The 24,038-nt window shown below is 60.7% G+C and carries 22 protein-coding genes; 3 read left to right on the top strand and 19 right to left on the bottom strand.

Features of this window, described 5'->3' with window-relative positions; genetic code table 11:
- Positions 1-9 precede the first annotated feature (9 nt).
- From BBI10_RS14840 to BBI10_RS14830, 3 genes are all read right to left on the bottom strand, one after another.
- Positions 10-471, bottom strand: a complete 462-nt coding sequence (locus BBI10_RS14840) for a hypothetical protein (protein WP_065989507.1) — start codon at positions 469-471, stop codon at positions 10-12.
- A gap of 86 nt (positions 472-557) precedes the next feature.
- Positions 558-818, bottom strand: coding sequence for a DUF1652 domain-containing protein (locus tag BBI10_RS14835; protein ID WP_065989505.1), 261 nt, complete (start codon positions 816-818; stop codon positions 558-560).
- A 360-nt stretch (positions 819-1,178) separates the two neighbouring features.
- Complete coding sequence (locus BBI10_RS14830) at positions 1,179-1,655, bottom strand: GNAT family N-acetyltransferase (RefSeq protein ID WP_065989503.1); 477 nt, start codon at positions 1,653-1,655, stop codon at positions 1,179-1,181.
- Between the two features lie 343 nt (positions 1,656-1,998).
- Here BBI10_RS14830 and BBI10_RS14825 point away from each other — a divergent pair, with 343 nt between their 5' ends.
- On the top strand, positions 1,999-2,931 hold the full coding sequence (locus BBI10_RS14825) for a hypothetical protein (protein ID WP_065989501.1): 933 nt from the start codon (positions 1,999-2,001) through the stop codon (positions 2,929-2,931).
- A 1,087-nt stretch (positions 2,932-4,018) separates the two neighbouring features.
- Here BBI10_RS14825 and dctM read toward each other — a convergent pair.
- The 8 genes from dctM to BBI10_RS14785 all read right to left on the bottom strand — a co-directional run bounded on the left by dctM (position 4,019) and on the right by BBI10_RS14785 (position 12,798).
- Complete coding sequence (gene dctM / locus BBI10_RS14820) at positions 4,019-5,302, bottom strand: C4-dicarboxylate TRAP transporter large permease protein DctM (RefSeq protein ID WP_065989499.1); 1,284 nt, start codon at positions 5,300-5,302, stop codon at positions 4,019-4,021.
- Complete coding sequence (locus BBI10_RS14815; RefSeq protein ID WP_065989497.1) at positions 5,302-5,934, bottom strand: TRAP transporter small permease; 633 nt, start codon at positions 5,932-5,934, stop codon at positions 5,302-5,304. Before BBI10_RS14815 ends, dctM begins: the two co-directional genes overlap by 1 nt.
- A 120-nt stretch (positions 5,935-6,054) precedes the next feature.
- Entirely contained in the window at positions 6,055-7,053 is a 999-nt protein-coding gene (locus BBI10_RS14810; RefSeq protein ID WP_065989489.1) for a TRAP transporter substrate-binding protein, read from the bottom strand.
- Between the two features lie 182 nt (positions 7,054-7,235).
- Positions 7,236-8,060 (bottom strand): HpcH/HpaI aldolase/citrate lyase family protein, encoded by an 825-nt coding sequence (locus BBI10_RS14805; protein ID WP_065989487.1) that lies wholly within the window; start codon positions 8,058-8,060, stop codon positions 7,236-7,238.
- 68 nt (positions 8,061-8,128) lie between these two features.
- Entirely contained in the window at positions 8,129-9,328 is a 1,200-nt protein-coding gene (locus tag BBI10_RS14800) for a CaiB/BaiF CoA transferase family protein (RefSeq protein WP_065989485.1), read from the bottom strand.
- Positions 9,329-9,372: 44 nt separating this feature from the next.
- Positions 9,373-10,722: an MmgE/PrpD family protein gene (locus BBI10_RS14795; RefSeq protein ID WP_065989483.1), complete on the bottom strand. Its 1,350-nt coding sequence runs from the start codon at positions 10,720-10,722 to the stop codon at positions 9,373-9,375.
- Positions 10,723-10,732: 10 nt separating this feature from the next.
- Positions 10,733-11,896 carry an acyl-CoA dehydrogenase family protein gene (locus tag BBI10_RS14790; RefSeq protein ID WP_065989705.1) on the bottom strand — a complete coding sequence of 388 codons (1,164 nt, stop codon included), beginning with the start codon at positions 11,894-11,896 and terminating at the stop codon, positions 10,733-10,735.
- Between the two features lie 62 nt (positions 11,897-11,958).
- Positions 11,959-12,798, bottom strand: coding sequence for an FAS1-like dehydratase domain-containing protein (locus BBI10_RS14785; RefSeq protein WP_065989477.1), 840 nt, complete (start codon positions 12,796-12,798; stop codon positions 11,959-11,961).
- A gap of 133 nt (positions 12,799-12,931) precedes the next feature.
- Here BBI10_RS14785 and BBI10_RS14780 point away from each other — a divergent pair, with 133 nt between their 5' ends.
- The gene (locus BBI10_RS14780; protein ID WP_065989475.1) at positions 12,932-13,843 is read left to right on the top strand and encodes a LysR family transcriptional regulator; all 912 of its coding nucleotides are present in this window, start codon (positions 12,932-12,934) and stop codon (positions 13,841-13,843) included.
- 116 nt (positions 13,844-13,959) lie between these two features.
- Here the strand turns inward: BBI10_RS14780 and BBI10_RS27295 are convergent, their stop codons facing one another.
- The 5 genes from BBI10_RS27295 to deoC form a co-directional block, all read right to left on the bottom strand.
- A complete protein-coding gene (locus BBI10_RS27295; RefSeq protein ID WP_141695195.1) occupies positions 13,960-15,036 on the bottom strand; it encodes an Ig-like domain repeat protein in 1,077 nt (358 codons plus the stop codon).
- Between the two features lie 628 nt (positions 15,037-15,664).
- Positions 15,665-16,045 (bottom strand): cupin domain-containing protein, encoded by a 381-nt coding sequence (locus BBI10_RS14775; protein ID WP_065989473.1) that lies wholly within the window; start codon positions 16,043-16,045, stop codon positions 15,665-15,667.
- A gap of 664 nt (positions 16,046-16,709) precedes the next feature.
- The gene (locus BBI10_RS14770) at positions 16,710-17,549 is read right to left on the bottom strand and encodes an AraC family transcriptional regulator (RefSeq protein ID WP_065989471.1); all 840 of its coding nucleotides are present in this window, start codon (positions 17,547-17,549) and stop codon (positions 16,710-16,712) included.
- Between the two features lie 67 nt (positions 17,550-17,616).
- The gene (locus BBI10_RS14765) at positions 17,617-18,570 is read right to left on the bottom strand and encodes an alpha/beta hydrolase (RefSeq protein ID WP_065989467.1); all 954 of its coding nucleotides are present in this window, start codon (positions 18,568-18,570) and stop codon (positions 17,617-17,619) included.
- Positions 18,571-18,737: 167 nt separating this feature from the next.
- A complete protein-coding gene (deoC, locus tag BBI10_RS14760; RefSeq protein WP_065989465.1) occupies positions 18,738-19,418 on the bottom strand; it encodes a deoxyribose-phosphate aldolase in 681 nt (226 codons plus the stop codon).
- 130 nt (positions 19,419-19,548) lie between these two features.
- Here deoC and deoR point away from each other — a divergent pair, with 130 nt between their 5' ends.
- Positions 19,549-20,319, top strand: coding sequence for a DNA-binding transcriptional repressor DeoR (gene deoR, locus BBI10_RS14755; RefSeq protein ID WP_065989462.1), 771 nt, complete (start codon positions 19,549-19,551; stop codon positions 20,317-20,319).
- A 217-nt stretch (positions 20,320-20,536) separates the two neighbouring features.
- Here deoR and BBI10_RS14750 read toward each other — a convergent pair whose 3' ends face one another.
- From BBI10_RS14750 to rbsK, 3 genes are all read right to left on the bottom strand, one after another.
- Entirely contained in the window at positions 20,537-21,622 is a 1,086-nt protein-coding gene (locus BBI10_RS14750; protein ID WP_065989461.1) for an aldose 1-epimerase family protein, read from the bottom strand.
- Entirely contained in the window at positions 21,619-22,950 is a 1,332-nt protein-coding gene (gene fucP, locus BBI10_RS14745; RefSeq protein WP_065989457.1) for an L-fucose:H+ symporter permease, read from the bottom strand. Before fucP ends, BBI10_RS14750 begins: the two co-directional genes overlap by 4 nt.
- A gap of 67 nt (positions 22,951-23,017) precedes the next feature.
- A complete protein-coding gene (gene rbsK, locus BBI10_RS14740; RefSeq protein ID WP_065989452.1) occupies positions 23,018-23,938 on the bottom strand; it encodes a ribokinase in 921 nt (306 codons plus the stop codon).
- Positions 23,939-24,038: the final 100 nt, after the last annotated feature.

Raw genomic sequence — 24,038 nt, 5'->3', positions numbered from 1 at the left:
AGGTGGGGCCTACTGCGCGCTGTTATGCACGTGGATCGCCTGAGCGATGCCCGTTGGCTTGCTGGACAGCGGATCAGGTGTCGTGAGGGCTGCAGGGCCAAGGGGCGAAGACGGCGCGCTAAAGAGCAGGGCCGCTGCTGAAGCCGACGCCTGTTCAGGCGTGGCGGAATCGGCGCTCGCAGCCTGATCCGGCAAAATGGCGGCGCCGTAGCGCAGGCCTTCCACCTGAGGTTTGACTTCCAGCACAGGCTCCGGTGGCAGGAGCTGTTGCCGTTCCAGGGAAGTCATGGGCGGTCGGAAGCTGGCATTTCGCATTTCCAGCTGCTCCAGCATCGTGACGATCGTCACCGCGCCTACCACCACAATGCCCAGCAGGCCGCCGACGCCGATCATGACCTTGCGCCGACGGCGCAAGGGTGCCGCTGGTCTCTGCTCTTGTACTGCCTCGATCTCGGGTTGCGCCTGCGCCATGCAAATCCTCAATATCCCGCCTGGCCTCTCAGGGCCGATGCTCACCAACATAAGGCCGAACGGCGATTATTGCTAGAGCCCTGCGCTCAGCTCGCCAGGGCATGGGGGTAATGCCTGGCCTTTGCGAGCTCGGCCTGAAGATCCCGGATCAGCGCGCACAAGGCGTGGCTGTTATCGAGTGAGTCCAAGGCAATATTGGAAGCGAACAGTTCGACGTGCTCGGTCGCGGGGTCGATGACTTCAACCGTCATAAGGTCCTCCAATACGGTGCAGTGACACCGCAGGGGCAGAAACGCGCTTTCTATAATGCCGCGCAGTTCCAGGTTAGAAAGCGTACAGGCAATCATCGTCAATCCTCCACAGGCAGGACTGGTTGATGCGTTCAGCCGCTCGCCTGACTATCAATACCCATTCCACGAAGGTGGAGAAGTTTCCCGTACCCCGTCCGCCATCCGGCAATCAGGGATATTCACCTTATACGCCGCGCCCCAAAGTGAGGCAAACAGCTGCCTGCCACCCGCAAATGGCTGCGCACGAGCCAAGTTGCTCAAGGAAAAACGATTCACCGGATTGGAAACGTCGCGGCTCATCGCTTAATTGGCGAAATAATGGGATTTGTCGACCTGCAGGGACCGAGGGTTGTGCTCATCCGTTCGTCGGGCAGCCGTGAGGCGCCCGACGACTGGCGTCATCAAGCGGTCTGTGGGTCAGCTTCGAGGCAACTTGAGATGAATAAGGGCCACGCGCGCGCCTCGCTTGTCCAGGCGCTCTTCAATGGCGAAAGGCTTGAAACCGAGCTTGGGGTAGAAGAGCAGTCCGGGGACGTTATGGTTGAAGCAGGAGGCGGTCAGCTCCGCCGCTTCGTGTTTGCCGAAGGCCAACTCCATCATGCAGCCGATCATGTAGCGGCCAACGCCTTTTGAGCGAAAGCGCGGATCGATGATGACGTTGCCCATGGAACAACGGCCTCTGAAATCGTATCGGGAGAAGTTGGCGAATCCCACCACTTGGCCGTCCAGCTCGATGACGGTGTTGTCCGAACGCTGCGCGATGGATTCATTGAGCTGCTCCGGTGTCAGCGGGAACACCGCCTTTGGAAACATATAGAAGAGCTCATCAATGCTCTGGGGCATGTCGCAGATAAAAGGGACGTCTTTTTCTTCCAGGGGGCGATGGACAAACATGCTGGGTTACCTCTCGAAGAAACAGGAGCCGTGGGCGGACTATGGCTGTCAACCTGCGGGGCTGATGTTATGAGACAACGTCCACACATAAATGTGCCGGAATGTTGCGCGTTGACGGAATCCGTCGCAGAGGATTGTCGCAAACCTTTGACAGGCATGGAAATCCATTGACCGGGCAGAACGCATCCGTCGATTTATCGGGTTCATGCATTTTGCACGAACACGTCAAAAACCCTGCTCAATAAGTAACTGATTTTATTGGTCTTTTTAAAGAATCGTTTGCTGGCACAGGCAGTGCACCGTAATGGGGAGAAGCACAACATCATTCGCACGGAGCAGCACAATGAACGTCTCACCTGATTCTTATCCTGCCGCTGTAGAAGAGTCCTCCTCGGTCTCAGGCGTGTCCTGGGGGGCCATCTTCGCGGGTGCCGCCGGCGCCGCCGCGCTGTCCTTAATTCTGGTCCTGCTGGGATCGGGCCTCGGTTTCTCGGCGATGTCGCCTTGGGCCAACGAAGGTGCCAGCGCGAAGACCATCGGTATTTCCACGGTCGTCTGGCTCGCACTGACGCAGATCGTGGCTTCCGGTCTTGGCGGTTACCTCGCCGGCCGCCTGCGCGTCAAATGGGCCAATATGCACGGTGACGAAGTTTACTTCCGTGATACTGCGCACGGTTTCCTGTCGTGGGCTGTGGCGACGCTGGTCGCTGCCGTGTTGATCGTCGGTTCGGTCAGCGGCATCGTCGGCAGCGGCGTGAAAGCCGGCGCTACCGCGGTTGCCGGTGTTGCAGGCACCGCCGCCACCGCGGCCGGTTCTGCAGCGGGCAATACCAGCAGCGATCAGTATGGCTACTACATCGATTCGCTGTTCCGCGATGATCGCCCTGCCGCCGTCAGCGATGATGCTGCCCACGGTGTCGTAGTACGTATCTTCACCAAAACCATGGCCAACGATGGTCAGCTGGCGCCGGAAGACCGTACTTATCTGGCTCAGCTGGTCGCTCAGCGTACCAACATGAGTCAGGCCGATGCCCAGGCGCGGGTTGATCAGGTTTATGGTCAGGCCAAGCAGGCCGTGGCTGATGCCAAGCTGAAAGCTCAACAGGCTGCCGACGCTGCCGCGAAGGCTGCTGCAACCGCTGCGCTGTGGACTTTCGTTTCGCTGCTGTGCGGTGCGTTCGTCGCGAGCCTTGCTGCCATCTGGGGTGGTCGTCGTCGTGATGCGGTGACGTATGTCGAAACCCGTGCTTATTCCAATACTTCCAGCATTCGCTGATTAAGGAGAGTCATCATGCGTTCACTACTTCTGTGGTTCCTCGGCATTCCAATCCCGATCATTATTTTGATTGCACTGTTTGTGCATTGATTGAGTGATTGATTAAAGATCCGCGCTGTTCTCCCCGAGGCAGCGCGGATTTTTTTGGTCTTCGGGAAATGAAGTGTCCGTTGGAGAGATCAAGAGCGTCTGCCTAAGGGCAGACATTTCGCCTTCGGCGAGTTACTTGGAAAAGCACCCCAAGTAACCAAAGGTGCTTGCTCCTGGCTTGGCTCCTCCTTCGTCGGAGTACCTTCACTCCGGCCTCGCTCCGTGGGCCCGCCGCCATCCGCCATCCATGGCGGGGGGCGGCTCTCGCCGCATCCATGCGGCTCGGCCCACTCCGCGAGACCTGCGTTCAGCCTGCACCCAAGTCGCGATTGGCGTCGTCTGAACTCTTTGCGTACGAAGATCAAAAGCAAAGGCGAGAGCAAAAGCACAAAGCAAAAGCTTCCCGGCTGAAGCCGGTCCTACAGTGGGAGCCGATTTTAATGGGTGCATGCGCTGCCTTAGTGGGACCGGCTTTAGCCGGGAAGAGGCAAGCCCAGCCGCCAACAATTTTGCTGATAGCACCTCCTGCCTGTGGGAGCGAGCTTGCTCGCGAATGCTGTATTCCAAACACCAGAAACCTGGTGAATGTACTGACCCCTTCGTGAGCAAGCTCACCCCCACAAATCCTCCGCGCTTGATCTGCCGTGCTCTGCCCCTGATCTGCTTTGGATCTGCTTTAGATCTTGATCTTCGTACGCAATAGATCAGACGCCGCCAATCGCGACTTGGGTGCAGGCTGAACGCAGGTCTCGCGGAGTGGGCCGAGCGGCATGGATGCCGCGAGAGCCGCCCCCCGCCATGGATGGCGGATGGCGGCGGGCCCACGGAGCGGGACCGGAGTGAAGGAACCCTGAGGAACGAAGGGCCAAACCAGGAGCAAGCACCCTTGGTTACTTGGGGTGCTTTTCCAAGTAACTCGCCGAAGGCGAAACGTCTGCCCCTAGGCAGGCGCTTGTGATCTTGATCTTAAAGATCTTGATCTTAGCCACGCCATTGATCATGGCATCCCCAGCCAGTTAGGCAGCGCCAGCGAGATATAAGGCACGTAGGTCACCAGCAGCAGGAACACCAGCAGGATCGACAACCACGGCAGCGCCGCTCGGATGGTCTCGCCCAGTGTCAGCCCCGTCACCGCAGACGTCACGAACAGGTTCAGCCCCACCGGTGGGTGGACCAACCCGATCTCCATATTGACCACCATGACGATCCCCAAATGAATCGGGTCGATGCCGAGTTTCATCGCGATCGGGAAGAAGATCGGCGCCAGGATCAGGATGATTGCCGAAGGCTCCATGAAGCTACCTGCGACCAGCAGCACGATGTTCACCATGATCAGGAAGCCGATCGGGGTCAGGCCTTCGGAAATGACCCAGGCGGTGATCTGCTGCGGAATCTGCTCCGTGGTCAGGACGTGGGCGAACAGCATGGCGTTGGCGATGATGAACATCAGCATGATCGACAGCCGGCCGGACTCCAGCAGCACTTTCGGACAGTCCTTGAAGCTCATGTCCTTGTAAACGAACAGCGCGATGAACGCCGAATAGACCGCCGCCACCGCCGCCGCTTCGGTCGGCGTGAACATACCGCTGTAGATGCCGCCGAGAATAATGACCAGCAGCATCAGACCCCAAAACGCCCGTTGCGCCGTGTGCAGCCACTGGCGGAAGGTCACCCGTGGCTGGGCCGGGAGTTTCTTGACCCGGGCGACGATGTAGATCACCACCATCAGGATCACACCGAGCAGAATCCCGGGGACCACGCCGGCAATGAACAGCTTGCCGACCGACGTCTCCGTCGCGGCGGCGTAGACCACCATCACGATGGACGGCGGAATCAGAATGCCCAGCGTACCGGCGTTGCAGATGATGCCCGCGCCGAATGCCTTCGGGTAACCGGAACGCACCATGCCGGCGACCGCAATCGACCCCACGGCCGCCACGGTGGCGGGCGATGAACCGGACAACGCCGCGAACAGCATGCACGCCAGCACCGCCGCAATCGCCAGGCCGCCGCGAATGTGGCCGACGCAGGCGTTGGCGAAGTCGATCAGCCGTTGCGCCACCCCGCCGGTGGTCATGAAGGCCCCGGACAAGAGGAAGAACGGAATCGCCAGAAAGGTGTAGCTGTCGGAGGTTTCGAACAGTTTGATCGCCAGCGAACTCAACGAGTCCGGGCTGAACAGCAGGATCGAAACGGCGCCGGACAATCCCAGGGAAATAGCGATAGGCACGCCCAGGAACATGAAAACGAATAGCAGCAGGAACAGGCAGATAACGGTCATCAGTGCTGCTCCTCGGCAGGGTTGGCGAGTTTGCTCGCTTCAGCCGCTTCGTCGGCCAGACCCAGACCGGTCTGCCGGTGCGTCCAGATGCGGTAAAGGATTTCCAGGTAGCGCGCGATCACCAGAGCAAAGCCGATGGGCACGATGACGGCGATGTAGGCGACCTTGATGCCGAACCGATCAAGGTCCTCGGCACCGATGCCGGCCATGAACAGCGCTGCGACCCACTTGTAGCTGGCGACGAGGAACAAGCCGGCGTACGCCAGGCAACAGGCGCAGGCCAGCATCGCCAGAATCCGCTGCACCGGCTTGCTGGTTTTCCTGACCAGCGCGTCGACGCCCAGGTGGCCCGCCGTGCGCACGCCGTAGGAAATCCCGAAGAAGATCAGCCAGCCAAACAGGGCTTTGGTCAGCGCCACGCTCCAGGTCATGCCCTGGGCGTAACCCATCAGGTGGTCGCCGATGCCGGCGAAGAAATCGCTGCTGACGGCCCATTGATCGCTGAGGGAATAAAACAGGGTGTAGATGTTGTTCAACGCCACGTAGACGAACGTCACGAGGGTCATGGCAGCCAGCAGGAAGGCGATGATGCCCTCCTCCAGATGCTCCCAGAATCGCGTCAGCGGGTACATAAGCATTCTCCGAACGAAGCCGAATGTAGCCGGGCATGGCGACGGCCGTGGAGGCGGATCACCCGCGAAACGGGTGGCCGCCGGGCCGTCACGGTCTGTATCGAGAAGCGAAGGAAGGGCTCAAGGCGCCTTGTTCGAATCGTCGGCAGCCTTGATCAGGTCGGCACCGATTTCTTCGGAGAATTTGTCCCAGACCGGCTTCATGGCTTCACGCCATTTCGCGCGCTGCTCAGGGGTGAGCGTCACGATTTCGCTGGTCTTGGCGTCGATGATTTTCTGCTTGGCGGTCTGGTTCAACGCTTCGGCCTGTTTGTTCACCTCGACCGTCACCTGATCCATGATCGTTTGCAGTTCGCCACGCACGTCCGCCGGCAGGCCGTTCCAGAACTTGGAGTTGGTGATCACCATGTAGTCGATCAGGCCGTGGTTGGACTCGGTGAAGAACGGCTGCACCTCGTTGACCTTCTGGCTTTCGTAGTTCGACCAGGTGTTTTCGGTGCCGTTGACGGTGCCGGTCTGCAGGCCTTGATAGACCTCGGCGAAGCTCATCTTGCGCGGGTTGGCGTGCAGGGCGACAAATTGGGCTTCGAGCACGCTGGAGGCCTGAACGCGGAATTTCAAGCCACGGGCATCTTTCGGTTCAACGAGCTTTTTGTTGGCGGACAGTTGCTTGAGGCCGTTGTGCCAATACGCCAGACCGTGAATGCCTTTGTCGTCCATCGCGGTCAGCAACGCCTTGCCCTGGGGACCCTGCTGAAAGCGGTCAACGGCAGCGAGGTCGTTGAACAGAAACGGCAGATCGAAGATCTGCACTTTCTTGGTGTACTGCTCGAATTTCGCCAGTGACGGCGCCAGCATCTGCACGTCGCCGAGCAGCAGGGCTTCCATTTCCTTGCCGTCGCCGAACAGCGAGGAGTTGGGGTACACCTCGACTTTGACTTTGTCTTTCAAGGCCGGGTCGGCGGCGACCATCTTCTGGAAGAGCAACGCGCCCTGCCCCTTCGGCGTGTTTTCCGCCACCACGTGGGCGAACTTGATCGTGATCGGATCAGCGGCCTGTGCAAGGCTGGCCACAGACACTGCGGCCGCGCAGAAAAGCGCTTTGGTCAGCTTCAACATCGATATCACCTTTTTATTTTTGTATGAACTTATGTTGGCAGGAGCAGGTGGAGCCCATGAGCATAGTGCAACTCCACCATGACGAAGCTCCGGTGTTTAGAGAATCTGCTTTTGTGAAAGCCGGCGTTCGGGGTTGCTGAACGCGATCCAGCTTTCCACCGGCGCCCCGGCGGCGACTGCGTTCACCCCGCCGCCAGCGCCAGCAAACGTTGGGCCCTCAGCAACACCGGCGCGTCGACCATGTGCCCGTCCAGCTGAAAGGCTCCCGCCCCCTTGGCCGCCGCGCTGGCGTTGATCACCTTTTGCGCCCAGTTCAAGTCATCAGCGCTGGGGGCCAACGCGGCGTGGATCACCGGCACTTGCGCCGGATGGATGCACAACGCGCCGCCATACCCCATGTCGTAGGCGTGGCGAATGGCGCGGTGCAAACCTTTCGGGTCGCCGATGGCCGGGTACACACCGTCCAGCGGGGGCAGCAGGTCCGCGCCCCTTGAATGCAGTTGCACCGACATCCGCGCCTGGTCAAGAAACATCTGTGCAGCGTGGGTGCCGCTATTGAGGTTCAGATCCAGGGCCAGGTCAAGCCCGCCGAACGACAAACGCTCGACCCCCTCTGCATGGGCAATCTGCTCCAGAGCCAGCAGGCCCTTGGCGCTTTCGATGATCGGCAGAACCGGTTTGCCTGTCTGCCAGACCGCAGCGACGTGAGCAGCGATTTCGACTTTCGGCAGCAGCACCCCGGCCACGCCCGCGTGCTGCCGGCAAAACGCCAAGTCATGGGCATGTTCGGCATGAGTCGGTGCATTGACCCGCACCCACACCGAGGCTTGGGGGTTGTCGTTCAAGAAGGCCGCAAGATTGTCCCGGGCCTGGCGCTTGAGGGGTTCTTCGACGGCGTCTTCGAAATCAACGATGACGGCATCGGCGCCGGCCGCCAGCGCTTTGGCAAAACGATCAGGGCGACTGCCGGGGACGAACAGTGCGGAGCGGATGTTGGTGTGGGCCATGTGGGTGTCCTGAGAGTGTCCTGTAGGAAGGGATGCGCTGTGCAAAAGAGCCTTTTGCAGAACGGGCGCTAGACCACCCCGCCCGCCGCCATCCGCGCCTGGTCTTCAGCCGAAAACCCCAGCTCGCCGAGGATGCTGCCGGTGTGCTGCCCCAGGCCCGGCACGCCGTCCATGCGCGGCGTGAACGCGGTGTTGTGGCCCGGCGGCAGCAGCGACGGCAGCGGGCCGGACGGGCTGTCGACTTCGCACCATCGATCACGGGCCTTGAGCTGCGGATGGTCCCAGACGCCCTGCATGTCGTTGACCCGGGCGTTGGCGATCTGCGCGTCTTCCAGACGAGCAACCACGTCATCGACGCTCAATGGGGCGAAGCCGTCGACGATGATCTGCCGCAGCGCCTCGCGGTTTTCCGAGCGCTTGAAATTCGCGGAAAAGCGCTCGTCGGTGGCCAGCGCCGGATCGAGCAGGACCTTCTCGCAGAACACCGCCCATTCGCGCTCGTTCTGCAGGCCCAGCATGATCGTGCCGCCCCCGCCGGTGGGAAACGGCCCGTAAGGATAGATCGTCGAGTGGGACGCGCCGGCCCGTGGCGGTGGGGGCGCGCCGTTGTAGGCGTAATACATCGGGTAGCCCATCCACTCCACCAGGCTTTCCAGCATGCTGACGTCGATGCGGCTGCCCTCCCCGGTCTTGTCCCGCAGCATCAACGCCGACAGAATCCCGGTGTAGGCGTACATCCCGGCGGCGATGTCGGCGATGGAGCAACCGGCCTTGGCCATCTCGTTTTCCCCGGGACCACCGGTGACCGACAAAAAGCCGCCCTCGCTCTGGATCAACAGGTCGTAGGCCTTCTTCTTCTCGTAGGGCCCGCCTTCGCCGTAACCCGAAATGTCACAGACGATCAGGCGCGGGAAACGTTCGTGCAGGGCTTCGAACGACAGGCCCATACGGGCAGCGGCGCCCGGCGCCAGGTTTTGTACCAGCACGTCGGCCTTGCCGAGCAACGACTCAAGAATGTCGCCGGCCTGGTCCTGCTTGAGGTCCAGGGTCAGGCTTTCCTTGGAGCGGTTGGTCCAGACGAAATGCGAGGCCAGGCCGTCGACGCGCTGGTCGTAGCCACGGGCGAAATCGCCGACGCCGGGGCGCTCGATCTTGATCACGCGGGCGCCGAGATCCGCCAGTTGCCGCGTGCAGAACGGCGCGGCAATGGCGTGTTCCAGACTGACGACGGTGATGCCGTCCAGAGGACGCGGGGGTTGTTGAGTCATGTTCGAAAACCTCTTCGTGCCCACCTGCAGGAGCGCGCTTGCGTTTAGATCAGATCGTTCAAATTCTGCGCATCGCGCAGCTGCCACACCCGCTGGATCAACGCCGTGCCCTGCTCCGCCGTGCGTGCGCCGGAGAACGCCAGCAGGCGCTGAACCTTGTCCTCCAGCTCAGGCCGCGACAGGGTGTTGCCAGGATCGCCTTTCGGCTCATCGATGCCAGCGCTCAACACCCGGCCATCGGTGGTGGTGACGATCACCCGCCCCAGCCAGCGCGCTGGATAAGCGCCGTCGACCTCCGGGTCCAGTTCCATCGTCACTTTTTCGCGGAAGGCCGCAACGTCGGCATCGCTCAGGGCCAGGTCGCGGAATTCGATCAACTGCGCGCTGCCGTGAACTGCAATCAACCCGAGCACTGCGCCCATGGAAAACTTCGCCTGATGCACGGTCTGCGGCACATCGACCCGGCCGAGCACATCGATGGCGCCCTGATGAACCCGGGTGACCACCTTGGCGATCTGCCCATGGCGCAGGCCTTCGCGCTTCATCAGGTGCAGCAGGGCATCGGCCGCCGGATGGGTGTGGCGGCACGAGGCGTGAAACTTGAATGAGGTCTCCACCAGCGCCCATCGGCTGCCGAGGCGGTCGGACAGCTTGGCGGGATCACTGTCGCTGGACATCCCCGCCGCCATGCCCTGATCGCCTTCGAGAATATTCCGTGCGCCGGTCAGGCCGTCTTCGGTGAGGTACGCCGCCAGCAGGCCATCGGCCGCCGCCTTGGCGGTGTGCAGCTGCTTGGAATCGGCTGCGTCACGGAGAAATTCCCACAGCCCGGCGGCCTGGGTGCCCGCCGTGCCCAGCAGATTGATGAAATGCTCTTTGTCGAAATTCAACAGCTTGCCGACGCCCACCGCAGCGGCCAGGGTGCCGACCGTCGCGGTGGTGTGGAAGATGCGGTAGTGCGAGCGGCCCATGAATTCGCCGATGCGGATGCCGGCTTCGTAACCGGCGACCGACGCCAGCAGTAAATCCTGGCCGGTTTTGTCGAGGTCCTGGGCCGCTGCGAGCACGGCCGAGAACACCACCGTCGCCGGGTGCAGCACTGAGCTGTTGTGCAGGTCGTCCTGCTCGACCAGGTGCGAAGACGCACCGTTCACCAGCGCGGCGAAGTACGCCGAAGTGCCGCGACCGCTCACCAGAATCTTCGCCTTGCCCTGTTGCGGGCCCATGCGTTCGGCGTAGCGCTCGAACAACGGAATCGGCCGTGCGCCCTGGCTGGCCAGCGCCGAGCCGATCCAGTCGAGGAACAGGTCTTCGGTTCGGTCCAGCACGACGCCGGGAATTTGCTCGTAGGTCAGCTCGGCGAGGAAACCCGCCAATGCCTGGGTATGGCTCATGTCGGCGTCCTCAAAAGCTGCGCGGCAGGTCGAGCAGGTGCTCGGCAACGTAGGAAAGAATCAGGTTGGTGGAGATCGGCGCGACCTGATACAGACGGGTTTCGCGGAATTTGCGCTCCACGTCGTACTCGCAGGCGAACCCGAATCCGCCATGGGTTTGCAGGCACGCATTGGCCGCTTCCCAGGACGCTTTTGCCGCGAGGTATTTGGCCATGTTGGCGCTGGCACCGGCGTTTTTGCCGCTGTCGTATTCCTCGCAGGCACGCCAGCGCATCAGGTCCGCCGCTTCGATTTCGATGTGCGCTTCGGCGATGGGGAACTGCACGCCCTGGTTCTGCCCGATCGGGCGGCCAAACACCACGCGATCACGGGCGTAGGCGGCGGACTTCTCGATAAACCACCGGCCGTCGCCGATGCATTCGGCGGCGATCAGCGTGCGTTCGGCATTCAGGCCGTCGAGGATGTAGCGGAAGCCCTTGCCTTCCTCGCCGATCAGGCTCTCGGCGGGGAGTTCGAGATTGTCGAAGAACAGCTCGTTGGTCTCGTGGTTGACCATGTTGGCGATGGGCTGAACGGTCAGGCCGTTGCCGATGGCGTCGCGCAGGTCAACGATGAAGATCGACATGCCTTCGGACTTTTTCGTCACCTCGGCCAGCGGCGTGGTGCGCGCCAGCAGGATCATCAGGTCGGAATGCTGCACGCGGGAGATCCAGACCTTCTGGCCGTTGATCACGTACTTGTCGCCCTGCTTCACCGCCGTGGTCTTGATCTTGGTGGTGTCGGTGCCGGTGCTCGGTTCGGTCACGCCCATGGATTGCAGGCGCAGTTCGCCGCTGGCGAGCTTGGGCAGGTAGTAGCTTTTCTGTGCGTCACTGCCGTGACGCAACAGGGTGAACATGTTGTACATCTGGCCGTGCACGGTGCCGGAATTGCCGCCGCAGGCGTTCACTTCTTCGAGGATCACCGAGGCTTCCGCCAGGCCCAGACCGGAGCCACCGTACTCTTCGGGGATCATCGCTGAGAGCCAGCCCTCGTCGGTCAGCGCCTTGACGAAGGTGTCCGGGAAGCCTTTCTGTTCATCGATCTTGCGCCAGTATTCGGCCGGAAACTGGGCACACAGCGCGCGCACGCCGTCACGGATGGCATTGAGGTCTTCGTTTTCGTAAGGGTTCATGGTGTCCACTCGCATCGGCCGGCGGCCATGGATCGGCGCGCTGGGCTCTAAAGAAGAAGGGTTCAGTCAAAAACGACTTCGGCGCTCTGGGCGGCGCCGGCGTCATTGCCGGCCCACAGCTGCGCCTTGCCCGGCTCGACGACTCGCCCACCGACGCGGAACACCGCAGGCACGTTGAGCGGGCGCAAGCCGCGATAGGCGAAATGCCGCACGCGCTTGTCGGGATGGGCGCGAATGAAGGCGCGTAGGTTGAACGTGGCGATCATCGGCCCGTGCACGACCAGGCCGGAATAGCCTTCTGTGCCGGTGACGTAGGGGTAGTCGTAGTGAATGCGGTGGCCGTTGAAGGTCACGGCCGAATAGCGGAACAGCAGCGTCGGCGTCGGCTCGATGACCTCGCTCCACTCGCCCTGATCTGGCGCGTCACCGCTGTTGAGCTTTGGCGGATTGGGCTCGCGGTAAACGATGTCCTGCTCCTCACGCACGCACAACTCGCCGTCTTGCGAGTAGTCGTGGCGCACGGTCACGAACAGCAGCGACCCGGTGCGGCCGTGCTTTTCCTCAATGTGCAGAATGGTCGACAGGCGATGGGCGTCAGCACCCACCTTCAGCGGCTGAATGAACTCGACGCGGCCACCGGCCCACATGCGGTTGCGATTGTCCGCCGGGGGCAGAAAGCCGCCACGGGCCGGGTGGCCGTCACCGCCGAGTTGCGCTTCGAACAGCGGCTCCTGGAAAAAACACCATTGCCACAGCGGCGGCAATGGATCGCCGGCAGCGGGCGTGGGCTCGCCAAAGGTGGCGGCGATGCGCTTGATCAGGTTGACGCTCAGATGATCCTGGGCTTCTTCAGTGCGGCCGATCCAGGCCGTGAAATCCACGGGTGACGCTGCAGCGCTCATGGGCGGGAACCCTCTGGGTTTGTTGTGTTGTTATGGCCCGATCATGGAAGTGCGCCGGCATTCTGTGAATTTGCATTTGCGTATAGCGGCGTTCGGGTATGATGAACGCCTTCTGCAACGTCCGGACACGCCCATGCATTTCGACCTGGCTGACTTGCGCCTCTTCATTCATATCGGCGAATCACCGAGCCTGACCCAGGGCGCGCGCCGGGCGTTTCTCTCCCCTGCCGCCGCCAGCGCACGGATCAAGGCGCTGGAAGGTCAACTCGGCACACGCCTGTTGTACCGCGACAGCCGCGGCGTGGAACTGACCCCTGCCGGTCAGCGCCTGCTCAAACACGCGCGGCTGATCATGAGCCAGGTGGATTACCTGAAGAGTGAGTTCACCAGTTACGGCACCGATTCAGCCGGACACATTCGCATCTTCGCCAACACCACTGCCGTCACCGAGTTTCTGCCCGAAGTGCTGGCAGGGTTTCTGGCGAAACGGCCCGGCGTCACGGTGGACCTGCAGGAGCGCCTGTCCCGGGACATCGTGCGCGGCGTGCTCGATGGCAGCACCGACATGGGCATCATCGCCGGGCCGGTGGAAGCGGCGGGTTTGCAGGTCATCCACTTCAGCACCGACCGCCTGGTGCTGACCGTGCCGGTGGGCCATGAGCTGGCGGCCGAGAAAAAGATCACGTTCAAGCAAACCCTGGCGTTTCAGCACATCGGGCTGCACGAAGGCAGCACATTGCTGACTTTTCTGCGCGATCACGTGGAGCGGCTGGGGCAGAATTTGTCGCTGCGGATTCAGGTGTCGAGCTTCGAGGCCATTTGCCGGATGGTCGAAGCCGGGGTGGGCATCGGGGTGATCCCGGAGTCGGCAGCGTCGCGCCACAGCAGGACGATGAAGCTGGTGACCATCGAGCTCGACGAGCCCTGGGCGGTGCGCGAGCGGAGCATTCTGGTCCGTGAACTGGACGCCCTGCCGGGGGTGGTCAGGGCGTTGATTGCGGTGTTGCTGCCCGACAACATAGCCCCGCAAACACCGATCCTGTAGCCGCACTGCTTGTCGGCGGCGGCCTTGACGACACCAGCGCCGGCAAGCCGGACGGCTGCAACGCGACGCGCTACGTATTTGCGGTATGCCGTGGATATCTCGCCGAGGATTACGATTCAAGTCACTACTATTCTTATAGCGTCAGCTAAGTAAACTGACATGTAATAAAGCCGATTAGCGCCAAATCTCCACTCCACTACGTCACCTGCGGGTATCGTGCCGGGTTCCACGAACCCTGTCTTAAAAAACTCAACCCTCATCGTAGTACCGGGATTACCGTAGAGGCCAGCCCCATTTCTATTACCAGGTCCAGCCTCACAAATTGTGCCACCCTCATCAATTAGCTTGAAACCGATACCGGGTACATTAGTTGGATATATTGCTGAATAGCGCCACGGCTGAGCGCCGATTTTATTCTCCATAAAAGTGGAGGTTGTCTCGGTGGCTCTGAATCGCGTTTCCGCGCTCGGATCTCCATCAGGAGTCGAGCCTAAACGGGTACCTGGACTCGTACTGTTACTCACTACTATTTCACCTGAACTAAAAGTGCACCGGTACCACGATATTCTAAATCCTTCAACAAAATAGGGGTTTCCAACTAACGAATCATTAGTAATTTCAAAAACCATCTCGGGCGAATTCACCGTGTTCGTCGCACCCACTGGCACGACCGTATACGACACCCGAACACGCTGATTAATGTTGCTAGTTATATATGTTTTCGGAACGATAAAGCTTACATCCCCTGAACTTCCAGCCAGCTTGGTTTCAGAGGTGGAGCCTCCTGCTCCATTCCAGCTCATTGTCACCTGGTCTCCCGTTTCCATCCCGGGATATTTAACAATCACAGTCGCAGAATTGATGCTTTTCAAGAGATTTAACGAGTTGCCAAAGCCAGTCCCACTGTCCATGAAAACCTCAACGACACCCGGCGCATTCAGTTGCAGCGCGTCGCGTATCGTCAGGTCCCACGAATTACTGCGCAGGGCATCGAGCCTCGCCGTAAAATGATGATCGCCTTTGGCGAGGGAGGAGGCGGTATATTGCCATGCTCCATCGACGACCGGCGCTGTCCCCACTTTTACATCACCGTCATATATATCCACTGTTGTTGAAGCCATCCCGGCGGTGCGAGAGGCCAAGCCTGCTGCCGGACTTTTGACAACCTCGCATAGAGGGTTTTCGTCTGTCATCGTATTCACCTAAACGTTTGGATGATTGCTGTTATTGAAAGTTAACCCTGTCATATTAGGCAGCTGCGTACAGACGACTCAAAGCACGGATATCCAGTTGGCGCCGGTCGAGTTGATGGAGATGTTATGCGGGCAATTACCACCGAAGTATTCGTGAAAAAATCACCCGCTGGAATGAAGCCAGCTTTCACTGGCCCGATCTTTGTAGAACTCAATCCTCAGGGACCATCCACATTGTCAGCCATCTGTTTTCTCCAGAATCAGACAGTTCAACGCGTTGACCCACACTTCCGAAAACCGATATCGACACATCTGCTACGACCTTTCCGTCCAAGGTAATTTCATAAGCTAGGTGTGGCTACTGTCAAATATGACAGTAGTCACAGAATTGCCAAGCCCGAGCGATTGCGAATGAACCGAATAATCAGGGGGTTAATCCACAACAGGCGCTTTCGAAATAACCACTATTTCGAAACGATCTGAGGCCCTACGCTTTCCACGACAATCACGTGCAGGTGGGAGGTCCAGGGGGATGAGTGGTGAGTCCTGCAAAAGGCGCCAGGTATCGACCACACCTAAAACCCTGGGCGCCTCGGGCAATAATCGGCGGAAGGTTGAACCACATCGTTCAAATCCACCTATCATTCGGCGCCGTGCGCTCGTTGGTATCGTCGCCGGTGTTGATCACCCCGCTTGGCTCGATCAGCATCAGCTTCACCTCTTGGGCAGCGAACGGCTTGTGCTCGACACCCTTGGGCACGACATACAACTCGCCCGCGTTGAGCTCGACGAAACCGTCACGAAAATCGATGCGCAAACACCCTTCGATCACGATGAAGGTTTCGTCGGTGTCAGCGTGGCGGTGCCAGAGAAACTCCCCTTCCAGCCGCGCCAGCTTGAACTGGTAGTCGTTCATCTGCGCGATGACTTTTGGCTGCCACTGCTCGGTGAACAGGCTGTATTTCTGAGCGAAATTGATGGGGGTGTGTTGATTGTTGGACGTGGACACGTGGGCGGCTCCGAAGGGTTTGATGTGGTGCCAATCTAGAGCGTGGTTGTGGGTGGGGTCTTGTACGTTATTGCAGGGTGGTGGGTGGGTTGGTATTGCGGTGATTCAACTGACGCCTTCCCGGCTAAAGCCAGTCCTACAAAAGCGGGCAGTGTTTCAGGAGGGTATGCGGTGTCTTCGTAGGACCGGCTTCAGCCGGGAAGAGGCCCTTGCGTACACCATCAGTTTTGCGGTGTGACGCATGATGCATTCCCGGCTAAAGCCAGTCCCACAGGATGACCGCGTTCAAATAGTGGGACCGGCTTCAGCCGGGAAGAGGCCGGTGGGTACGCCATCCATTTTGCGGTGTGACGCCTGACGCTTTCCCGGCTAAAGCCAGTCCCACAGGATGACCGCGTCCAAATAGTAGGACCGGCTTTAGCCGGGAAGAGGCCCTTGCGTACACCATCAGTTTTGCGGTGTGACGCATGATGCATTCCCGGCTAAAGCCAGTCCCACAGGATGAGCGCGTTCAAATAGTGGGACCGGCTTTAGCCGGGAAGAGGCCCTCATGGACGCCATCCATTCTGCGGCGTGACGCCTGGCGCCTTCCCGGCTGAAGCCGGTCCCACAAGGTGTACAGCCTTCCCAGCCAAGGCCAGTCCCACCAAGGGCGTTCGATCCGCTATGCGCCTGCCCTCAACATCTTCAACCACCGCCCCGGCGGGTAGCCGAAGGTCTTCCCGAAATGCCGCGTCATGTGGCTCTGGTCGGAGAATCCCGCCATCACCGACGCATCGCTCAACGACACGCCCAACGCTATCGAATGGCGCACCAGGTCCAGCCGGCGCAGGGTCAGGTAGCGGTAGGGCGTGGTGCCGAACAGCACGCGGAAATCCCGGGACAGGCGCCAGCGGTCGGTGTCGCTGGCCTGTTCCAGATCGGTGAGGCTCACGCCCTGTTCCAGACTGGCCATGAGCATTTCCCGCGCACGTTGCGCGCCGGTGTAATTGACGGTCTGACGGCCCTTGCGCACACCGGCGGCCGCTTGCAGGGCGATGGCCAGGTCGTAGATCGCGTCGTCCAGTTCCAGAGGATCCAGCGCGTTGTTCAGATCGGACAAAAGCGCCTGCGTCGCCCTGAACAGGCGCGGATCATTCGACGCCCCGCCCTTGATGAACGGCAGCGGCTTGCCACCGAGCACCTGCTGAATCATCGCCGGCTCCAGATAGAACATCCGGTAGCGAAAGCCGTCTTCGGTCCCGGCATGGCCGTCATGGGCTTCGTCGGGATGCAGCACCATCGTCTGCCCCGGCAGGTTGTTGACCTGTTCCTTGCCGTACTGAAAGCTCTGCACTCCGGACATCGTGTGGCCGATCGCGTAGGTGTCGTGGCGGTGCATCTCGAAACCGTGGCCGTGAAAATACGCCTCGATCCGCTCGATCTGCGGCAGCGGCACGGCACGCAGCACCCAGTCCCGGGCGGAGTGAGTCAGATGGGTGTCTTCGTCTGCGTGTGTGTCCATTGGCAGCGCTCGCGGCAGTGGACGGCAGGTGCTTTGAGAGGACACCGGCCGCGTTCATGAAAAGGGGCTAACCGGGTTGCTTGAGCAACGCCGCCGATGCGTTGGACGCATGCACTGCCGGAGGCTTCTCCCTGAGCAGGTTCTGGATCGCCTGGCTGTAGGCCTCGCGCCCAAGGTTCATGCTGTTGTTGTGGTTACCACCCGGCACCATCAGCAGGTTCTTCGGCTCCTGTGCCGCGTCGAACAACGCTTCACTGAAACGCGGCGCGACGAACGGGTCCGCCGTGCCATGGACGATCAGCACCGGCATCTGCACATCGGCGATCTTGTCGATGGAGTCGAATTTCTGCGAGACCAGCCAGCGCACCGGCAACGAGGTGCGTTTGCTGGCGACGGAGGACGCGACGTCGGCGAGGTTGGTGAAGGTCGATTCGATGATCAGGCCCCGCGCCTGAATTGGCCCGTCGCCTTTCTGCGCGTCCCGGCCCAGTTCGGCGGCGAGGTCAACGGCCACGGCGCCACCCAGCGAATGACCGTAGATGAGGCGCTTTTGCGGGTCGGGTTGAATCTGCTTGAGACGTTCCCAGGCGATGCGCGCGTCTTCATAGACCGACGCTTCCGACGGCAACTGGCCCTTGCTCTGGCCGAAACCGCGGTAGTCGATGGCGAGGATGGAAAAGCCCAGGGCGCGCAGTTGTTCGATGCGGAACAGCTGACCGGTGAGGTTCCAGCGCGAGCCGTGCAGATACAGAATGGCGGGAGCGTCTTTTTTGTCCGAAGCCCACCACCAGGCATGGATGTTCTGCCCGAGGCCAAACGATGGCCCCTTGAGTTCCAGCTCTTGCACATCGGACGGCAGGCCGCGGTACCAGCTCGCCGTGCCGGGCTCGATCATGAAGACCAGTTCACGCTCCTTGTGCTGCAGCGCTGCGCAACCGACCGGCAGACCGACTACGATCAGCAGCATGCACAGCCAGAAGAACCAGCGAGCCTTGAGCCGCGCCAGGGAGAATGTTCGCATTGAGAAAGGTGTCCGGTGCAGAAGTGAGTGCACCGGCAGTTTGCCACTCATTGGCGGGGTGGGTCCCGCTCTTTTCGGCGAAAGGCTTCTGTCGAAAGGCCTTCTGTCGAAAGGCACACCAGGGACGGTGCCCTGCGAGGGTCAGCGCCAGACACCTTCCAGCAGAGTCAGTAACCCGAGCCCGACGCCGCCGCCCCACTGACGATCGCGATCCCGGAACTGGTCCCCAGTCGCGTCGCGCCCGCTTCGATCATCGCCACCGCTGTTGCATAGTCACGCACGCCGCCGGACGCTTTCACGCCAACGCCCTGCCCCACGACCTTGCGCATCAGGGTGACGTCTTCCAGGGTCGCGCCGCTGCGGCTGAAGCCTGTGGAGGTCTTGACGAAGGCGACGTTGAGGTCACGGCAGATCTCGGCGGCGCGGGTTTTCTGCGCGTCATCCAGCAGGCAGGTTTCGAAGATGACCTTCAGCGGGACCGCACCACAGGCGTCTTTGACGGCAGCGATGTCGTCGTGCACTTCATCAAACAGACCGTCCTTCAGCCAGCCGATGTTCAGGACCATGTCGATCTCGCCCGCGCCGGCCGCGATGGCCTGCTTCGCCTCGAAAGCCTTGGTGTCGCTCAGCCCGGCACCCAGCGGGAACCCGACCACGGCGCAGACTTTGACGGCCTGACCTTCCAGCAACGAGGCGGCGTAAGGCACCTGGCCAGAATTCACGCACACCGAATAGAATCCGTGCGCCTGGGCTTCGCGGCACAGGGTGGCGATCTGCTCGCGACTGGCGTCGGCGGCCAGCAAGGTGTGGTCGATGTACTGGGCGAGTGCTGCGGGTTCGATCTTCATGGCCAATCGTTTCCTGATAGTGAGGCGGTAACCATCGACACGCTTTAAGCTTCATGCCTGAGCGCATCATTTTATGTTGTAAATATAACAATGAATGTTATTTTTTTACCATATCCATTCGACAATCGGAATGCCCGTGGACAGTAAAAAATCCGACCGGATCAAATTGATCCAGCAAGCCCTGCACGATCAGAAGGCTATTCACCTGAAGGAAATGGCCGCCCTGCTGGACGTTTCGGAGATGACCCTGCGTCGTGACCTGACCCGCCACCCCGACAAATTCCACTTGTTGGGCGGGCACATCACCCTGGCGTTTGATCCGTCCGAGGCCAGTGATTACAAGGTCACTGAGCAAGGCACCCGTCACGTCGAGGAAAAGCGCCGGGTCGGCAAGCTCGCGGCAGCGTTCATCCAACCCGGCGATACGGTGTTTTTCGATTGCGGCACCACGATCCCTTTCGTCATCGACTTCATTCCGGACGAGCTGGAATTCACCGCCGTGTGCAACTCCCTCAACGTCCTGCTCAAGCTGCAGCAGAAGCCCAACTGCTCCATCGTGTTGTGCGGGGGGACCTTTCATCGCAAGAATCAGGTGTTCGAGCACCACAGCGAAGCCACGATTCTGGATGGCATCCGCCTGACCTGGGCCTTCGTTTCAGCAGCCGGGGTCAGCGACGAGCTGGGCGTGACCTGCTTCAATTTCAATGAAGTGGAGGTCAAGCAAAAGGTCCTGCGCCAGGCCCGGCACTGCATGTTGCTGGCCGATCATTCCAAGTTCGATGCCGTGCGCACGGCGCATTTCGCGACATTGCAGGACTTTCATGTGGTGGTGAGCGACAAGAAGCTGCCGAAGGTTTATCGGGATTTGATTGAGGGGTATGGGGCGCGTTGGGTGGTGTGATCAGCCCTGAATTTGTGTTGCCTGCGCCACCGCATTCGTGAGCAAGCTCACTCCCACAAGTATGATGTGGTTTCAAGATCCGAGGATGGAAACTGATCACTGTGAGAGTAAGCAAGCTCACTCTCAGCGAATCAGAAGTCACCGGACATCTTTTGACGGAAACCGGTCACGGTGGGAGCGACCGGGGTGGCGCTCCACCTTGATCGCGAAGGCGCCTTCAGCGTTTCAGATCGCTTTCCAGCTGCCGCACCTCTTCAGCCCCCAGATACCCCGTTATCACGCTAAAAGACGCGCTCTCCCCCGCACCCAACAAACGCACATTACCTTTGGCCTTTTCCGCCAGATACCCCTCGGGCTCGCAAGTCGCGGGCAGCACAAATGCGGCCACCTGCTGATCAGCGTTGTGCAGAATCCAGCGCGCCGCATGGTCGAACTGCGCCGGCTGGTAACGCGTGTAAAACGCCGGGCCTTCAGGGTGCTTGAGCAGGAAATGCGCATTGCCCTGGGCGTCCGCGTGGACGCCGTCGAAGAAGCAAACGATCTCCGGGTCGTACAAATCAGGCGTGCTCAGGCTTTCCAGTCGCGAAGGGTCTTCGCTCAGTTCGGCCATGTACGCCGACCATGCCGGCGTCGGCTTGACGTGGGCCGGCACGCTGCTGCGCACCCGTGTACGCGCCATGCCCAATGGCTCGACCAAACGTCCGCCGTCGACGTAGGCATAGTTCATGTGCGCCATGTACATCAGCTCCATCGGCTTGCCGGCCAGGTTGCGCACGTCCATGCCGATGTCGAACAGCGCCGAACCCGGGCGCAAGGTCACGCTGGGCCTGGCGCGGTAGTGGTCGCCAAAGCCCATCACGTATTCATACTCGCCGCCGATGCGCAAAAACCCGCCGCCAGCATCCTCGCCGATCTCCAGCAAGGCGCTGTCCATCGGCGCGCAGGGCATTTCGCCGTGCAACGGATGATCGTCTTCCGGCGTCGGGCAGCCGTTGCGCAAGATCCCGCTGTGGAACATGAAGCAGCCGTAGGTGGCGATCACCGTTGGGCTCGGGCGCGGCTGCTCGAACATGTTGCGCATGGTCAGGTCGCAGCCATCGAACACCGCCGACCAGACCATCTGCCCCTGATAAGGCAGCACCACAACCCGGCCGCGGTCATTCTCCAGCGCCAAGGCTCTCACGCCGCTGGGGTAGGTCCAGGCCAGCACACGAAAGTCCGCGGATTCCAGCAGCGTCTTTTCATCGCCACTGAACAGCTCCGGGTACAGCGAAATCGTGGTGCGCGTTTCGGTGCCCCTCATGATGCCGTCACCGCGCCAGCCGGCGCCTGGGCCGGCAGCGGATCACGCATGCACTTGATGGCATAAGCGACGATCGCCACAAAGCACAGCAGTGGCACGGTGTAGGCGATTTGCATGTTGCCGCCGGTGGCGTCGGAGAGCAGGCCCTGGAAGATCGGCATCACGCCGCCGCCGACAATACTCATCACCAGCAGCGAACCGCCGACGCCAGTGTCCTCACCCAGACCGTCGATGGTCAGGCCATAAATGGTCGGCCAGCACGGGCCCAGGAAAATACTCACACCCACCGCCGCATACACCGCGCTGATGTTCGGCACCAGAATCGTGTAGGCCAGCAGCACGATGGCCAGCACGCCGTAGATCGCCAGCACCTTGGCCGGGGACATTTTGCGCATCAGCAGGTTGGCGACCATCTTGCCGACGAAGTACGCCGCGAAAGTGGTCAGCAGGAACCACGAAGCGCTGCGCTCGTTCATCCCGCCCATCTGCATCGCCAGGCGAATGGTGAAACTCCACACGCCCACTTGCGCGCCGACATACAGAAACTGCGCCAGCACGCCGAACGTAAAGCGCGGGTTGCGCCACAGACGCGACAGGCTCTGGCCGATGCTGCTGGATTTGACGTTGGCCTTGACGATGCCCTTGCACGCCGGAAACTTGGTGAACGCGATCAGCACGAACATCAGGACCAGCACCGCGATCATCCATTTATACGGCAGCAGCGTGGACTGAATCATCTGCAGTTGCTGGACGGCGGCTTCCGAGGCGCTCATTTGCGTCAACTGCTCGCGGGTGGCGTCGGTGTCCTTGAACATCACAAAACTGCCCACGTACACGCCGGTCATCGCGCCGAACGGGTGGAAGGTCTGGGAGATGTTCAGGCGACGGGTGCCGGTCTCACGCGGCCCCATCAGCGTCGAGTAGGTGTTGCAGGCGGTTTCAAGGAAAGCCAGGCCGGCCGCGATGACGAACAGCGCCATCAGGAACATGCCGTATTTGGCCATCGACGCTGCGGGGAAGAACAGCGAGCAGCCCGCCATGTACAGCACCAGGCCGATGAGGATGGTGGTCTTGTAACTGAAACGTCTGACGACCATCGCCGCCGGAATCGCCACGAAGAAGTAACCGAGGTAGAACGCCGATTGCACGAAAGAGGTCTGCACATCGCTGAGCAGGAAGGCTTTCTTGAAGTGCGCGATAAGCACGTCGTTCATGCTCGCGGCCGCCGCCCACAGTGCGAAACAGCAGCACAGCAGCAGGAAGGCGAACCACGGCGTGCGGTTCAGGTAGAACCCGTCCGGTGATTGTTGGAGCGCGGGCTTTGTCATTGTTGTTCTCCGGGAAGTACAGGAAATACCCGCCCCACCGATCAGGCGATCGGCAGGGCGCGGCGGCTCAAAGAGTGTCGAGAAAGTGGCTGAACGCGGCAGCGTCCGGGTAGGAACTCTGGGTGCCGAGGCCGGTGACCGAGCAGGCGGAATAGGCCACCGCGCGGGTCATGGCGTTGCGCATGTCGCCGTCTTCGCTCCAGTGGCGGGCGAAGCAACCGATGAACGCGTCGCCGGCGCCGGTGGTGTCGCGGGCATCGACCTTGATGCCTTCGACGCGAAATTCGCCTTGTTCGCCGACGTACAGCGCACCCTTCTCACCGAGGGTGACGATGACGTGACGAATGCCGTCCTGCACCAGTTGCCGGGCGGCCGCGCGGGCCGATTCCACCGAGTCGATGACACGCCCGGTGACCAGCGCCAGTTCGGTTTCGTTGGGAATGAAAAAGTCCAGCTGCGACAGGTGCTCGCGGCTCAAGCCCTTCACGGCAGGCGCAGGATTGAGCAGCACCGGAATGCCGTTGGCCTTGGCGAACTCGATGGCGTAGTAGACGGTTTCCAGCTCGATTTCCAGTTGCAGCACGATGAGCGTGCAGTCGCGCAACGCGGCCTGGGCAACGTCGATGTCCGCAGGTTTCAGGTGCGCATTGGCGCCTTTGACGATGAGGATGCTGTTGTGGGAATCGCTCTGCACGAAAATCGGCGCGACGCCGCTGGATACGCCGGGAACGCGCTGGACGAATTGGGTATCGATGCCGTAGCGCTTGAAATTGGCCAGGGTGTTGTCGGCAAACATGTCGTCGCCGACCTTGCTCAGCATCAGCACGTCAGCGCCCAGCTTCGCCGCCGCAACGGCCTGATTGGCGCCCTTGCCGCCGCAGCCCATGGCGAAATTCGGTGCTTCGAGGGTCTCACCCTGCGCCGGCATCCGGTCGATGTAGGTGATCAAATCCACCATATTGCTGCCGATGACCGCGATCTTATTCATGTGTGTGAGTACCTTGTTCACGCGCTGGGCCCGAAGAATGAGCCACCGTCGCGGTTTTATTTTTGTTATTTAAATAACATTTTGTGTGACTATTCAACCT

The organism is Pseudomonas graminis (genome assembly GCF_001705435.1).
Classification (GTDB): Bacteria; Pseudomonadota; Gammaproteobacteria; order Pseudomonadales; family Pseudomonadaceae; genus Aquipseudomonas; species Aquipseudomonas graminis_B.
The sequence above is the reverse complement of the archived record's forward strand: the minus strand, read 5'-3'. Positions and strand labels throughout refer to the sequence as shown.